The sequence below is a fragment of the Streptomyces sp. NPDC002309 genome, assembly GCF_053593375.1.
In genome coordinates this window covers 95,872-111,011 of the sequence record NZ_JBSFCI010000018.1, presented here as the reverse complement: position 1 = coordinate 111,011, position 15,140 = coordinate 95,872, and the positions used below count along the sequence as shown (strand labels likewise).

Annotated in this window: 11 protein-coding genes; 2 read left to right on the top strand and 9 right to left on the bottom strand. The window is 75.0% G+C overall.

Features of this window, described 5'->3' with window-relative positions; genetic code table 11:
• Positions 1–228: 228 nt before the first annotated feature.
• Complete coding sequence (locus ACWCPM_RS17295) at positions 229–903, bottom strand: lipoprotein (RefSeq protein ID WP_450977018.1); 675 nt, start codon at positions 901–903, stop codon at positions 229–231.
• 74 nt (positions 904–977) lie between these two features.
• Complete coding sequence (locus ACWCPM_RS17290) at positions 978–1,844, bottom strand: fructosamine kinase family protein (protein WP_450977017.1); 867 nt, start codon at positions 1,842–1,844, stop codon at positions 978–980.
• A 142-nt stretch (positions 1,845–1,986) separates the two neighbouring features.
• On the opposite strand from ACWCPM_RS17290, the gene ACWCPM_RS17285 reads away from it, so the two are divergent.
• Both ACWCPM_RS17285 and ACWCPM_RS17280 read left to right on the top strand, forming a co-directional pair.
• The gene (locus ACWCPM_RS17285) at positions 1,987–2,622 is read left to right on the top strand and encodes a class I SAM-dependent methyltransferase (RefSeq protein WP_450977016.1); all 636 of its coding nucleotides are present in this window, start codon (positions 1,987–1,989) and stop codon (positions 2,620–2,622) included.
• Positions 2,623–2,789: 167 nt separating this feature from the next.
• The gene (locus ACWCPM_RS17280) at positions 2,790–2,963 is read left to right on the top strand and encodes a CsbD family protein (RefSeq protein WP_450977015.1); all 174 of its coding nucleotides are present in this window, start codon (positions 2,790–2,792) and stop codon (positions 2,961–2,963) included.
• 72 nt (positions 2,964–3,035) lie between these two features.
• Here the strand turns inward: ACWCPM_RS17280 and ACWCPM_RS17275 are convergent, their stop codons facing one another.
• The 7 genes from ACWCPM_RS17275 to ACWCPM_RS17245 form a co-directional block, all read right to left on the bottom strand.
• Complete coding sequence (locus ACWCPM_RS17275; RefSeq protein ID WP_450977014.1) at positions 3,036–4,592, bottom strand: APC family permease; 1,557 nt, start codon at positions 4,590–4,592, stop codon at positions 3,036–3,038.
• 387 nt (positions 4,593–4,979) lie between these two features.
• Positions 4,980–6,362, bottom strand: a complete 1,383-nt coding sequence (locus ACWCPM_RS17270; RefSeq protein WP_450977013.1) for a carbohydrate-binding protein — start codon at positions 6,360–6,362, stop codon at positions 4,980–4,982.
• 209 nt (positions 6,363–6,571) lie between these two features.
• Positions 6,572–7,378: a thioesterase II family protein gene (locus ACWCPM_RS17265; RefSeq protein ID WP_450977012.1), complete on the bottom strand. Its 807-nt coding sequence runs from the start codon at positions 7,376–7,378 to the stop codon at positions 6,572–6,574.
• Between the two features lie 404 nt (positions 7,379–7,782).
• On the bottom strand, positions 7,783–8,343 hold the full coding sequence (locus ACWCPM_RS17260) for a DinB family protein (RefSeq protein ID WP_450977011.1): 561 nt from the start codon (positions 8,341–8,343) through the stop codon (positions 7,783–7,785).
• 124 nt (positions 8,344–8,467) lie between these two features.
• The gene (locus tag ACWCPM_RS17255; protein WP_450977010.1) at positions 8,468–10,324 is read right to left on the bottom strand and encodes a hypothetical protein; all 1,857 of its coding nucleotides are present in this window, start codon (positions 10,322–10,324) and stop codon (positions 8,468–8,470) included.
• Complete coding sequence (locus tag ACWCPM_RS17250) at positions 10,321–13,935, bottom strand: vWA domain-containing protein (protein WP_450977009.1); 3,615 nt, start codon at positions 13,933–13,935, stop codon at positions 10,321–10,323. The genes ACWCPM_RS17255 and ACWCPM_RS17250 overlap by 4 nt, the downstream gene beginning before the upstream one ends.
• Positions 13,936–13,940: 5 nt before the next feature.
• Complete coding sequence (locus ACWCPM_RS17245; protein ID WP_450977057.1) at positions 13,941–15,110, bottom strand: ATP-binding protein; 1,170 nt, start codon at positions 15,108–15,110, stop codon at positions 13,941–13,943.
• Between the last annotated feature and the right edge of the window lie 30 nt (positions 15,111–15,140).

Sequence of the window (15,140 nt, the reverse complement as noted above, 5' to 3'; positions counted from 1 at the left end):
GGGCCTGCGGGCGGCGAGCAGCGGGGCGATGTCGTCGGGTCGGTCACCGGCCCTGCATGTGTGGCGCCGCGCGGGCGGCACCGCGAGAACGCGGCACGGAGCCCCGTGCCCGCACCCGGTCGGGAGCGAGCCCGCAGCGCACGCCGTGGGCCGCCGCACGGAACCCGTCCGGACGGCGCCGGTCCGCCGGAGCACGCGACGAGTGGCCCGCACCGGCGGGCGCGAGGGTCAGGACGCCCGCAACGTCCGCTTCGCGAGCTCGTACGCCGGGAGCATCGCCTCGTGCTCGGCGGTGTCCATCCCGCCGAGGTGCAGGACGACCGGCCCCTCGGCCGTCACCACGGCGAGCGCGCGCTCCGTCTTGGTCTCTTCCATCAGCTCGCTCGTGTACAGGTATTCCACCTCGGTGCCGGTGAGACCGCCCGCCGCGAACGGCCGGTAGGTCCCCGCGCCCGCGCCCGTGTCCGCGGCGACGAACCCCTCCAGCACGGTGCGCGCGTCGGCTTCGCCCGGCCGGCCGGTCCAGACGCGGAGGAACCCGATGTGCCCGGCGGGTTTGGCGTCCACCTCGCAGGCGGCGGTGACCGGCCCCTGCCGCCACATCATGTCGGCGAGGTCCTCGGCCACGCCGTCACCCGGGACGCTGACGGACTCCGCGCTCCACTTCGCCGCGATGTCGAAGGTGACGGGCAGCTCACAGGCGGAGCCCGCGGCGCCGATCGTGCCGCCGCTCTCGATGCCGCCGCCGGCCGAGTCCGAGCCGTCCGCCCCCTCGGCCTTTCCGGCCGCCGACGCGCTCGCGGACGCGTCGGATTCGTCCGCCGCCCCGCAGCCCGTCAACAGCCCCGCCACCAGCGCCACGTGGACCAGCCCCGGCCACGCGTTTCCCGCCCCGACCCGCACCGTTGTGTCTCCTCTCGGCCGAAGGCGGAACTGTATCCCGGGCGCTCCCACGGCCGGAGAGCGGCCCCGTCGCGTCAGCGGACCAGGGCCGTCTCCGCCGCCTCCAGCGCCCGCACGGCGTAGGACCGGCCGAAGAGCACGGCGTGCACCAGCAGCGGGAAGAGCTGGTGCAGGGCGACGCGGTCGCGCCAGCCGGCGGAGAGCGGTGCGCTCTCCTCGTAGCCCTGGAACACCTCGTCGAGACGGGGGCAGCCGAACAGGCGCAGCATCGCGAGGTCGGTCTCGCGGTGCCCGCCGTGCGCGGCCGGGTCGATGAGCCAGGCGTGCCCGTCGGCGCCCCACAGCACATTGCCGTGCCACAGGTCGCCGTGCAGGCGGGCGGGCGGTTCGGCGTCCCCCGCGAGTTCCGGGAGCCGCTCGCAGACCCGCTCCACGACGCGCGACTCGGCGGCGCGCAGCGTGCCGTCGTCCACGGCACGCCGCAGATACGGCAGGACGCGGTCCTCGGCGTACCAGCGGGGCCAGTCGGGGCCCGGCACATTGCGCATCGGGGCGAGCCCGATCGAGGCGTCGGCCGGACCGCCCGGCGGCGGAGCCCCGAACGCCGGAGCGCCGCAGGAGTGCAGCGCGGCCAGTTCCCGCCCGAACCGCAGCGCCGTCCGCGCGCTCGGCCGCCCGGCCGGCACCCGGGCGGTCACCAGCCACCGCCCGTCCTGACCGTGCACGGCGGGGACCCGCACGGCGCCCGCCGCGCCGAGCCACCGCAGTCCCGCCGCCTCGGCGCCCGCGCCGCCGGGAGCGTCCTGGCGTTTCACCATCACGACCCGCCCGTCGTCGAGGGTGACCTCGGCGAGCGCTCCGGACACGACCCGGACGCCGGTCGCCGCCCGCCCGGTGCACCGGGTCGCCGCGGCCTCGGGCCCCTGGTCGCTGGTCTGCACGGCCACCACCGTACGACAGGGCCGAAAAGGGGGCGTTTGCGGTATCGGCAACGACATTTGTCGAGCGCCGTCCGACCGGGACAGGCTCGGATCCCGGGTGCCCCAGCGGCACCGACCCGCCGTGTCCCCCGTGAGGAACCTCGTGACCGAACTGCCCGCGCCCACCGAACCCGCCGCCTTCTGGGAGGCCCGCTACCGCGACACCGACCGCGTCTGGAGCGGCCGCCCCAACGCCCTGCTCGTCCGTGAGGCGACCGGCCTGCGGCCCGGTACGGCCCTGGACCTGGGCTGCGGGGAAGGCGCCGACGCCGTGTGGCTGGCGTCCGAGGGGTGGCGGGTCACCGGCGTCGACATCTCGCCCACCGCCCTGGAACGCGCGGCCCGGCACGCCGAGGACGCCGGGGTGGGCCACCGCACCGCCTGGCAACGGCACGAACTCGGCCACACCTTCCCCGAGGGCACCTTCGACCTGGTCAACGCCCAGTACCTGCAGTCGCCCGTGGGCCTCGACCAGCGGACCGTGCTCAGGCGTGCCGCCGAGGCCGTCGCCGAGGGCGGCACGCTCCTGGTCGTGATGCACGCCGGCTGGCCGTCCTGGCAGACCGAACCCCCCTTCGCGCACACCTTCCCCACGCGTGAGAGCGTCCTCGCCGAACTGGCGCTGCCGGACGGGCGCTGGACGGTCGAGACGTCTGAGACGGTGCGGCGCCCCTGTGTCTCGCCCGGCGGCGAGGACGGTCACCGCGAGGACAACGTGTGGCGGTTTTGTCGCCTGTGAACCCGGCCCGCTCGTCGGCCCGCCGACGCACCCGGCCAGGGGCGGATGAGTCTGACGGTGACCCGGGGCACCCGGTCCACCGCAGGGGCTGAGCGACGTTTGTGCTTCGCCCGTAGGGCCACCCGGGGAGGGACAGCGAACGCCGTCGACGCTGGGAGTGAACGATCGTGGCGAAAGACCAGAAGGCCAAGGCCAAGATGGAGCAGGCCAAGGGCAAGGCCAAGGAAGCGGCCGGCCGCACGGTCGGCAACGAGCGGATGACCGCCGAGGGCAAAACAGAACAGTCCAAAGGCGACGCTCGCCAGGCCAAGGAGAAGATCAAGGACACGTTCAAGCACTGATTGTGCGGCGAGGAGCGGGCCCCCTCCGAGGGGACCCGCTCCTCACCTCTACGGCGCCGCCGGCCCGTCGCCTCAGTCCTTGGCGATCAGCGCCGGCGTCGACGCCGTCAGCACCTCGCCGCGGAAGAAGGCCGGGCTGCGCCATCGCATCACCGTCATGATCACCAGACCCAGGGCCAGCAGCCCCACGCCGATCACGAACACCGACCCCACCCCCAGCACGGACGACCCGCTGCCGTACGCGGGGTTCCACATGTCGACCAGCGTCTTGGCGAACACCGCCGCCAGCAGCAGCCCGCCGACGACCGGGAACAACCCCTTGAACGCGAGGTCACGGCCGGAGCGCAGCAGCTCGCCACGGAAGTACCAGGCGCAGGCGAAGGCGGTCAGCGCGTAGTAGAAGCAGATCATCAGGCCGAGGGCGTAGATCGTGTCGACCAGCACGTGCTCGCTGACCAGCGTCATCACCGTGTAGAAGACGCCGGTCGCGACACCCGCCGTCACCGTGGCCCGTCCTGGCGTCTTGAACCGGGGATGCACCCTGGCGTACGAGGCGGGCAGGGCCTCGTACGTCGACATCGCCAGCACCGTACGGGCCACCGGGATGAACGTGGTCTGGAGGCTGGCCGCGGCCGAGGCGAGGACGGCGACGAAGAGCAGGATGCCGAGCGTGGGGCCCATCACCGGGCCGGCGAGCGCGGCGAAGACGTTGTCGGAGGTCTCCGGGTTGGCGAGACCGAGCCCCTGGTCGCCGGAACCGACGACCATCTGCGCCGCCACGCCGGTGGCGAGGTAGGAGCCGACCAGCACGACCATGGCGACCAGGGCCGCGCGGCCGGGGGTGCGGCTGGAGCCGCTGGTCTCCTCGTTGGCGGTCAGACAGGCGTCCCAGCCCCAGTACATGAAGATCGACAGCGACAGACCGGCGGTGAACGCGCCGAACGACTGCACGGCGAACGGATTCAGCCACGACCACGAGAACGGGGCCGAGGTCGGGAACTCGACGCTGCCCGCCTTGCCGAAGGCCATCGCCACGAACACGGCCAGCACCACCAGCTGCAGCGCCACCAGCGCGTACTGGACTCCCTTGGTCGCGGTCATCCCGCGATAGCTGATCACGGTCGCGATCGCGATCAGCGCGAGACAGGTGAGGATGTGGACGGCCTTGTTGCCGTCCAGCGCGGCGACCGACTCACTCCCCGTGAGCTCACCGGCCAGCAGCCAGAAGTACGAGGTGGCCACCCCCGCCAGGTTGGACAGCACGATGATCGTCGCGATCACCAGTCCCCAGCCGCACATCCAGCCGACCCGCGGCCCGAACGCCTTCACCGTCCAGGTGAACGAGGTGCCGCAGTCCGGCATCACCTTGTTCAGCTCGCGGTACGCGAAGGCGACCAGCAGCATCGGCAGGAATCCCGCGAGGAACACGGCGGGCATCTGCACGCCGACCTCGCCCGCGGTGGAGCCGAGCGTGGAGGTCAGGCAGTACACCGGGGCCACGGTGGAGACACCGATGACCGCGCTGCCCATCAGGCCGACGGAGTTCCCGCTCAAGCCCTTGGCGCGCATCGCCCCGTCGGCGGCCGCGCCCGCGTTCTCGGCCTGGGGCCTTACGTGCAGCTGAGTCATGAACAAGACGTTAATTCCTGCGGTATCCGTGTCGCCCCGCCATGGCGTCGACTCCCGCAGACGCTCGACTTTTGATCATTCGACGGCCCCGAAGTCGCTCCGCCTCGGATTGAAAGGTCGAGTGCGCGCGCGGTGCAGGGCTTCCATAGTCGACTTCGCGCCATCTCTTGTTCGGTAATCGCAGCCGGGTCCCCTGTGAGCCGTGCTGATCTTTCCTGGTGATCCGCGCCACATCGCTCCACGCGCGGCCGCCGCTCGTGAAGGGACGACGGGGACCGGGCGGCATCGGAAGCGGCGCCGTGCCGCGTCCGATGCCGCCCGGTCCCCGGGGACCGCCCGATCGCCCCGGGCCGTCGGATCACTGGGGCCGTCGGATCCCCAGGGCCGTCAGACGCGCTGCCACAGTGCCGGCGTGGCGGCCGGCGTCCAGGAGCCCTGCGCCTGATGGGCCTGCAGGCACTGGTAGCGGACACCGTCGATGGTGACCGTCGCCCCCGGGTGGTAGACGCGGCCCGCGGCCCATCCGTCGGTCGGGTCACCCTCCTGCTGGCCCGGATTCGCGACACCGGTGGAGGCCGTCTTCAGGGTGAGCCCGTAGTCGCCGAGGACCGGGTTGACCGGCTGGTAGAACGTCGTGCCACCGCGCGTGCAGTCACCCGTGCCGCCCGAGGTCAGCCCCTGGGCCTGGGCGCCCGAGACGTAGGGGCCACCGGAGTCGCCCGGCTCGGCGCACACCGTCGTACGGGTCAGTCCGTCGACCACGCCCTCGGCGTAGCTCACGCTCGTGCCGTGCTGCTGGATCGTGCCGCAGTGCCAGCCCGTGGTGGAGCCGGAGCGGCACACCGACGCGCCGACCAGCGCCTCGACCGAGCCGCCGATCTGCACGTTCTCGCCCTCCTCGCCCTTGACTCCGGCGGTGGCCGTCCAGTCGTCGTTGACCGAGACCCACGCCATGTCCTCGCCGGGGAAGCTGGAGGCCCGGAAGGTGCCCTGCTCCGTCTGGTCGTAGCCGGTGGTGCGGGCACCCGGGTCACCGCAGTGACCGGCGCTGGCGAAGCCCTGCTCGGCGCCCCTGGTGACCGAGAAGCCGACCGAACAGCGGGCCGTGCCGTTGATGTAGTAGGCGTCGCCGCCGGTGATGTCCGCCATCAGATGCGGCCGGTGGGACGACACCTTCATGTCGACCTGCCCGGCGTCCAGCCCCGCCGCCCTGGCGAAGGCGGTCGCGGCCGAGGTGCTCGTCGCCTCGATGACGACCTTGTTCCTCGGCACGTCGACGAACCACTGCGGCGCGTTGCGCGTGCTGAACCGGGAGGCGGCCCTGTCCAGCCTGCCCTTGACGGCCGTGAGTTCCGCCAGCGACGCGTCGACGACCGCGGCCTTCGCGCCCTGCCCCTGGATGGTGGTCACGTCCGTGTCGCTGGTGGTCGCGACGGTGAGCGTGCCCGAGGTGGCGCCGCTCAGCCAGGCGCCCGCGAAGCGCTCGCCCAGCGCGAGGCGGAGCCGGCCCGCGCGGGTGCCCGCCTCCGCCTCGTTCACGAGCCGTGTCGCCGCTTGCTGCCCGGTCAGGCCGAGGTCACGCCCCAGCGCGTGCAGTACCTCCGCCGACGGCCGGTCGGCGCCGAGCGTCTGGGCCGCCGACGGCAGCGGCCCCGCCAGGGGCGGCGGCTCGGCCCCGGCCGTGGCGGTCGAAGCGATCCCGCCCAGCATCAACGTGCCGACCGCGACCAGTGCCGTACGGCGCCCGGCCACGGCATGTCTGTGCACCATGCGAAAGGTCTCCTTCCAGTCAGGTACGGGGAGAAACCGTCCCGAAGCCCTAGGGCTTGCCTGGAAGGGACCGCGGGATGTCAATCCCGAGGGTGTTTCGCGCTTTGGTGAGGAGAAGGGGCGCCAAGTGCAGTACGCGACACTCCCGCGGCGGCGCGCGGGCCGCCCGGCGGCTCGCCCGCGCCCGCGAACAAGCCGATCGGTTCACTTCACCTGGGCGCCGCCTGCTCGCAGACCCCGGCCGCCGCCCTGTCGCGGGCCACCGCGACATCGGCGACCACCCGCTTCACCAGCGCCTCGGTCCGCTCGTTGGTGTACATGTGCCCGCCAGGGAAGAGCAGGGGCTCGGCCGGTGCGGCGAACAGGCTGTTCCAGGTGCCGAGCCGCTCCGCGTCCGTGGTCGGGTCCTGCCTGCCGCCGTACAGGGCGAGGGGTACGTCGAGCGGCGGCTCCGCGCGGTGGCGGTGGTGCAGCAGCAGTAGGCAGTCGGCGAGCAGCGGCGTGCCCAGGGCGGCCGTCAAGAGCGCGTCGCCGGCCGTCCACCGCGGCGCCGGGCCGCCGATCACCGCGGCCAGCCCCTCCGCGCCGTTGGTCAGCAGGGGCAGGAGGTCCCTGGCGTAGGCGCGGTCCTGGGGACCTCCCAGCGCGGAGAGCCCGGCCCAGACCGGCAGACGTCCGCCGTCCCGCCGGAGCCGGCGCATCGTCTCGAACGCCATCAGCGCGCCCACACTGTGCCCGAACACGGCGAACGGCCGCCCGTCGTCCGGGTCGTCGACGATGCCGGCCAGACGCGCGGCGAGATCGGCGGGATCGGTCAGTGACGCCTGCTCGGCCCTGGGACCCCGCCCGGGCAGGCGCACGGAGCACAGCTCCACCCACTCCGGCAGATGCGCCAGCCAGGGGTGGTAGAAATCGGCGCCCGCGCCGGCCGGGGGCAGACCGTACAGCCGCACCGTCGCCTCGGGGCGCTCGCGCAGGACGATCCGCTCAGGTCCGTCCGGTTCCTGGCTCCGCACCCCGCACACTCCCCAGCTCGGTTCGGCACCCGACAGCGTTCGGCCGAGGCGGTACCGAAGCACCAGGGGCGGGCATCAGGCGGGCCTCGGCAGTGAACACCGTGCCGGGCGCGGTCGGCCGAGGGGAACGAGCAGCGCCGGGACACCCGTGCCTTTCACCGGAACGCCGCACCGCGACGAGCCCGCGTCACCTGCTCGGGAGGCGGTCAGCCGGACGTGGACTCCGAAGCGCCGGCGGTCGGTCCCTGCGCGAGGGCGCGCGGTTCCCCGAGGAGTGACGATCCTCCGGCCCGTCCTGGGACACGCCGCGAGGGTGCCTTCCGAGGCGCGGGGACCGCCCCTCGCCCTGCCCGCATCTTTCCGAAGCCGAGCCCGCGCGCCCGGTCGACCGGCGTGCCCCCCCGTCACCCCATGCTCTTGGCGCCGTCCAGGGACTCCCGGATGATGTCGGCGTGGCCGGCGTGCTGGGCCGTCTCGCCGATCAGGTGGAGCAGGACCCGGCGGACCGACCACTCCGTGCCCGGCTTGTGCCAGGGGGCCGGGGGCAGGGGCTGGGAAAGGTCCAGGTCCGGCAGCTCGGCGACCAGTTCGTCGGTCCTGCGGGCCACCTCGGCGTACGCGTCCAGCACCCCGGCGAGCGTCTCGCCGGGCAGCATGCGGAACTCGTCGGCCCGCCGGGCCCAGTCGGCCTCGGTCATGTTGTTCCAGTCGCCCAGCACCTCGGGCCCGTGCTGGATGAAGTCGACCCAGGAGCGCTCGACCGAGGTGACGTGCTTGACGAGACCGCCCAGACACAGCTCGCCGGCGGTGGTCCGCAGTCCGGCCTGCTCGTCGGTCAGGTCACGGGTGGTCAGGCGCAGGAACCCGCGATGGTGGGCCAGGGCCTCCACGAGGTCGGCGCGCTCCCTGGCGGCGTCGGACGCGGGGGTGTTCGGGGTGGTGGCCTTCTGCGTCGCTGCGGTCATCGTCTCCGGCTTCCGTGAGGGGTGTCGCGTGGTGTTCCGTGGACGAGCACCACGTTAGGAGCCTTATAGGCCGGATCCTGACCTAAAGGCGCCGGATTCGCCGCGGAACCTGGAGGCGCCGGATTCACCGCGGAACCTGGAGGCGCACAATGCGCCGCGGAGTTGCGAGCTCCGCCGCCGTGGCCCCCCACGCGTTCGCGCACAACGCCCTCTCAGCTACAGCGGTGTAGACGGCGGCGGCGAGCCACGCGCGGGCGAAACGACCGGTGTCGGCGGGGAGCAGGCGGCCGAAGGCGTCACGGGAGCGATCCGCGGCAGCCGCATGGAGGTCTTCCAGGAGACCGGCCGCCGTGCCGAGGCCCGCACGGCGCAGCCGAGCGCTGTCACCCGATCCGCTGCGGGAGAAGGACAGCACCGGCCGGCCACCTGAGACCGCTTGGTGCACCCGACGGCGCAGCAGGTGCAGCGGGGCCTCGTCCCCGGCGGCGACGGCGGCGGCCGGCTCGGCCACGTCGGTGGGAAGGTCCGCGTGCTGGAGTCGGTCCAGACCGAGGTCCACCCGCGCGGTGGGGTCCGTCGGATGCTCGGCCGCCAGCAGCAGCGCGCGGGGGAGCGGCCCCGGGACCAGCCGCGCGACGATCCGCAGCCGGCTGCCCCGGGCGGCGGCGAGCAGGCGCAGGTTGTCACGGCAGGGGAGCGACGGGGAGTCGTGCGCCGTCGCCAGGCGCACGGGCACGCCCGCGCAGTCGGCCAGCAGGCGGTCACCCGACGTCTCGCGGACCGTGCCCCTCAGGGTCACTTCGAGGAACAGCAGGTCATTCTCGCCGTCCAGGGCCCGGGCCACCTGCTCGGCGACGGGTACGGACCACAGCCGGTCCAGCGGCTCGCCGCGCCAGGAGGCACCGGACGCGCGGACCGCCCGCACGCCTGCCCCCGCTCCGAGACGTCCCGTCGGGGAGACCGTGGCGCCGGACACCGCCAGGCCCGCGCGCGACAGCTCACGGTGGGTCAGGGCCGTGTCGCCGATCCGCACGGCCCGGTCGGCGGCACCGGTCGCGCGGGCGGGCCCGCCCGGTGCCACGTCCGAGACCGTGTACAGCCGGCCGTCGGCGTCGGCGGTCCAGGTGACCGCGCCGGCGTACCCGGTCGCCGTGAGCACGGGCTCGGAGAAGAGGCCGTAGAGGCGCAGCGAGCCGTCCGGACGGTACGGCTGCCGTACCGTGCCGCGCAGTTCGGTCAGCTCCGCGCCGGTGGCGTGCGGGAGACGGTGGGCGACGCCGAGCACGCCCGCGAGCGCGTCGGTGAGATCGCCGAGGCGGTACCCGGCGTCGGCGGAGCGGGCCGCGCGCACGCCGGTCACGACCGAGACCGCCGCGGAGGCGGCGCGGGGCAGGCCGGCGAGGCGGGCGGCGTGCGCGGCGCGCAGCAGTTCCGCCTGGAGCACGGCGCCCGCACCGTCCGTCCCGGCCAGCAGCACGGCGGCTGCCGCGTCGAACACGGTGCGCGCGGCGGCCCGCTGTTCGTCGGTGGCGGCAGCGGGTGCCGCCCGGCCTGCCGCGTCCGTCTCCTTCGTCCTCGTCGTGCCCGTCGCCGCTGCCCGGGCCCCCGGGGCTTCGGCGGCTTCCGGGGCCTCGGGTGCTTCCGAGGAGCCCCCCGCCTCGGGAGCTCCGGCCGTCTCCGCTTCCGAGGCGTCGTCGGCGACGGGCGCGGCCGAGGCCGCCGCCGCACGGTGCAGGCAGTCGGGGGCCAGCAGACATCCGCACCGGATCGCGTCCACGCCGGACACCGTTCCACCAGGTGCGTGCAGTACGACATCGGTCTCGTCGTCGACGGCGATCCGCACGGTGTCGCCGTCACGGACGGCCGGACGCGCCATGAGCTTGGCGACCCCCGCGTCCAGCCGCTTGCGGAGCCTGGGCGAGAGCGCCCCGACGAGTTCGGCGGTGACCGACGGGACGACCGGAGGCAGGTCAGGACTCATGCGATCTTCTCCCCTACCCAGCGGGCGAGTTCGAGCGGGCCGAGGGCGGCGACGGGCATGCCCGCGGCGACGAGCTGACCGGCCACTCCCGTGGAGTAGCGGGGCCTGCCCGTGTCGTCGAGGCTCGCGCACCCGAGGACATGACAGCCGGCCCCGACCAGCGCGCGGACCTCGCCGAGCAGTCCGCCGAGGGGGTAGCCCTCCTCGAAGTCGCTGACCACCACCACGAGGGTGCGCGACGGCACGGTGACGAGCTCGCGCGCGTGACGCAGACCCGCCGCGATGTGGGTGCCGCCGCCCACGCTGACCTCCAGCAGCAGCGACAGCGGGTCCTCCACGTGTCCGGTGAGGTCGATGACCTCCGTGGAGAACGCCAGGAAATGCGTGGACAGCGTCGGTACTCCCGCCAGCACCGAGGCGGTGAGCGCGGCCCACACCGTGGACGCCTCCATGGACCCCGACACGTCGGTGACCAGGATCAGCCGCCAGTCGGCGGCCCGGCGCGCCCGTGTACGGAAGACCGGCCGCTCGGGAACGACCCGCACCGTGCCGTCCGGGCCGCGGCGGGCGGTCGCCAGGTTGGCCCGCAGCGTGCGCGGCAGGTCCAGGCCGCCGCCCGGGCGCCTGCTGGGACGCGGCAGCGCGGTGCCGTGCAGGGCGGGACGCAGCCGGGTGGCCAGCTCCCGGGTCAGCGCGTCGACCAGCCGCCGCACCAGCGGGCGCAGCGCGGCGAGCCGCGCCTCGGGCAGGCCGCCCGCGTGCCGCAGCACGGAGCGCAGCAGGTCCACGGAGGGCCGCACGCTGTCCGCGTCCAGCTCGGCGAGGACGTCCGTACGGCCCGCCGCGGCCGCGGCCGCCAGCACCTCCTCCCGGACACCCGGCCCGAACAGCGCCGCCAGTTCCTCGGACCACTCCCGCACGCCGGGGTAGGGCGCCCGGCGTCCACCACCGGCTCCCGCCCCCGTCAGATCGCCCCGGCTGCCTTCGCCGCGTCCGCTGCCGTACAGCTCGTCCAGCGCGGTCGCCAGCGGTCCCGCGGACGGCGGCAATTGATCCGTGCGCCGGCCGAGGAGAAGACGCCACCGGTCGGCGGGGGCGAGGAGCGGGGACACGCCGGGCTCGACCGCGGGGTCCTCGCCCACGAACGCCGGAGAAGGCTCCACATCGACGTCCGGACTCCCGCCGTCCTCGGCCTCGGGCGGCGGCCCCAGCAGACCGAGCGACCCCAGCGCCTCACGTGCCGTGAGGTCCGCCCGGGCCCAGGTGGCGAGCGCGGCCGGATCGGTACCGTCCGTCTCGGCGACGCGCGAGGTGCCCAGACGTTCCTCGACGGCGGCCAGGAGCCGGTCGCGGGCAGCGGGGCTGAGGGTGTCGAAGCCGCCGCGCAGCGCGGGCAGCCGGTCCAGGAACTCGCGGTCGGCCAGTTCGGACACCCGGGTGAGCAGCGGCTCCAGCGCGGGTGCCGCGGCCTCCAGCAGGGGTCCCGCGGCGGCCAGCAGGCCGCTGAGCCGGGCGGTGAGCGCGCCGCGGGAGCCGGGGTCGGTGGCCCCGTCGACCCAGGAGGCCACGCGGTCGCCGAAGACCCGCGCGTCCTCCTGACCGAGCAGGACGCGTACGGCCCCGGCGGCACCGCGCATCAGCGGGGAGCCGTCGGCGGACAGGCGGTGCAGGGCGTCGGCCAGACGGATACCGCCCAGCAGGTCGGCGCGATGGGCCAGTTCGGGCAGGGCGTGGGCGTCGGCGGTGTCCTCCGAGCCGGTCAGGCCGTCCACCTGCCGCACCGCCGCGGCCGTGAGCAGCTCCGCGACGGCCGTCGCCCGGGCCTCCCGGCCGGCATCCGGGACCAGGCCCGGGACGTGACCGGCGCGCAGCCGGTCCAGCAGGGCCAGCCCGGCGAGGAGTTCCGGCAGGGTACCCGCCCGTGGCAGGATGTCCGCGATGTCGTCGAGCCGCTCGTCCGCGAGCGCGGGCAGGCCGCACTCCGCCGCCCGTTCGAGCCCGTCGAGGGCCCGGGCGGCGGTCGGCCCGCCCTCCTCCAGCTCTTCGCGCCGCCGTTCGCGCAGCACACCCTCGGCGGTCTGCGCGGGCGTGACCCCGCGCACGCCCGCCGCGGTCAGCATCGCGGCCGTGGCGGGAGTCCAGCGCACCTCCCATCGCGAGGTGAGGGCCTCCGCACCGCCCGCGCCGACGACCTCCTTGACCTCCCCGTAGGGCACCCCGCACACCGTCAGCCGGCGCAGCAGCAGTTCGCGGCGCCGGTCGAGGCCGGACCGCAGCGGATCGAGCCGAAGGTCCCGCGCGGTGCCGGGGCCGCCCTCGGCCGGGCCGGGCAGCCCGAGCCCCGCCACCTCGGCCTCGACCGCGGGGACGAGGCCGCTGCGCGGGGCCCCCGGGGCGGGGCGCCCGCCGCGCCCGCCGACGAGCACCCGCTCCATCGCCTTCGCGACGGCACGCCCGCGCCCGTAGGGCTCGCCCTGGGCGAGCACCGTCTGCACGGCCTCGACCAGTTCGCCGCGTCCGGCCGCGGGCAGGCCGCGCAGCCGGGCGAGGTCCGAGGCGAGCCGGCTGATCTCGCGCGCGTCGGCGGGCCCCGACGGGTGCCCGAGGTCGCGCAGTGCGGCGCAGACACGGACGGCCGCCCGTGTCAGTGCCTCCTGGAGCGCCTCCGGATCGCCCGCCGCCCGCAGGACCATGTCCTGCCACTCCGGATCCCGGATGCCCGCCGGATAACCGGACCGCTCGTCGAGAAGGGCATAGGTGTACGGGATCAACGAGGTCGTCCAGGCCCGCCGCCGCGCCTCCGCCTCCCCGACCGCCTCCCGCGGTTCCTCGGCGACGTCCTCGGGCGCCGCGCCCGTGCGGGCCTCCTGCCCGACCAGGGCCGGGGCGTGGAACGCGCCGACCAGCACTGCCGCGCGCTCACCGTGCGCGGTGGCCTCGGCGAGCCGGGCCCGCATCCACCGCTCGCGTCGCAGGTCCAGCTCCGGTACGCCGCCCGCGGCGGCCGCGTCCTCGCGCAGCGCCCACCCGGTGAGCAGGGCCGCGCGGCGCAGCGCCTCGGGCGAGGAGCCCGGGGCGGTCGCCTCGACGAGCCGGTCCCAGAGGTCGTCCCCGGGACGGCCGGTCAGCCGGTTCCGCAGCACGTCGGCGAGACCGGGCCCGCCCGCCTGCCGCCCGGCGGACCGCCGGCCCTCGCCCCACGCGCGGTCGGCGAGCGGCAAGTCGCAGGCGATCACCGGTACGTCCCGCCGGGCGGCCCAGCGCACGGCGGCCAGTTCGGGCGAGAAGTCGGCGAACGGGTAGAACGCCGGACCACCCGGGCCGCCGCTCCCGTCGGCGGGAGCGGCGGCGAGCGCGACCGGGGCGCGCGTCTCCTCGTGCCCCAGCCAGGGCAGCCACTCCTGCATCTCGGCGGGCAGTTCGACGAGCAGCACGTCCGGCCTCGCCTCGTCCAGCAGCGCGGGTACGGCGGCGGCCAGGGACGGCGCGTGGTGCCGGACGCCGACGAGATAGGGCGCGCACGGTCCGGTCAGTGCGGCGAGCGCCTCGTCGGGCGAGGCGCCCGCCCGGCCGCCCCCGGGGGCGGGAGGCGCCGTGTGGGTGAGGGACACGGCCGTCAGCCCTCCAGGACCGTGCGCAGGTCCCACAGGGTGCGCCAGGTGGCGGAGCCCTGCTCGGCGCGGCGCCGGACGGGACCGTCCCAGTAGCCGAGCAGCCGGGCCGCGTCGGCGGGATCGTCCTTGCGGACCACCCCCAGCAGATGCCCCGGCAGCAGTCCGAGCACGTCACGGTCGCCCGGGAAGTACGCCGCCGCGAGGGCGAGCGCGCCGGCCACGGACACCGCCTCCGCGGTGCTCATCACGGTGGACGGCCGTTCCACCTCCCAGCCCTCCGCCGACCTGCCCTCGCGCAGATCACGGAAGGCGGTGACCAGTGCCTCCAGCACGGCGTCGTCGACCTGGAACGGCGCCCCCGCCCGCTCCACGGAGGCCCGGGCCTGACGGCGCACCAGCGTGGTCTCCGCGTCGAGGTCGCCGATGGGGCCGACGGTCTCGAAGTTGAACCGGCGTTTGAGCGCCGCGGACATCTCCGAGACTCCCCTGTCGCGCAGGTTGGCGGTGGCGATCAGGGTGAAGCCGGGCGCCGCGTGCGCCAACGCGTCCTCGGTGCCCGCCAGTTCGGGCACCGCGATCCGCCGCTCGGAGAGCAGCGACACCAACGAGTCCTGCACTTCGGGCAGGCAGCGGGTGACCTCCTCGACACGGGCCACTCCGCCCCGGGTCATGGCGGTCAGGACGGGCGAGGGCACGAGCGCCTTCCGGCTGGGACCCTGCGCCAGCAGCAGCGCGTAGTTCCAGCCGTACTTGAGCTGGTCCTCGGTGGTGCCGGCCGTGCCCTGCACGACCAGCCCGCTGGTGCCGCACACGGCCGCGGAGAGCAGTTCCGACAGCATCGACTTGGCGGTGCCGGGCTCGCCGACGAGCAGCAGGCCGCGTTCCCCGGCGAGCGTGACCACGCACCGCTCGACCAGCGCCCGGTCGCCGACGAACTTGCTCTCGACCACCAGGCGGCGCGGGACTCCCTCCGGTGCCTCCGCCTCGTCCGGCAGCTTCAGCGACCCTCCGTCGCTGCCCATGACGAACGTGACGACCGCGCGCGGGGTGAGGCGCCACGCGGGCGGGCGCGGACCGTCGTCGTAGGCGGCGAGGAAGGCCAGTTCGGTCGCGTGCCGGTCCTCGGGCGGGACGATCTGGCGTGCCGGGGCGGGGGACAGGGTGGTGGTCATCGCGGCGAGGTCTTCCGGGTGCGGGTGGAC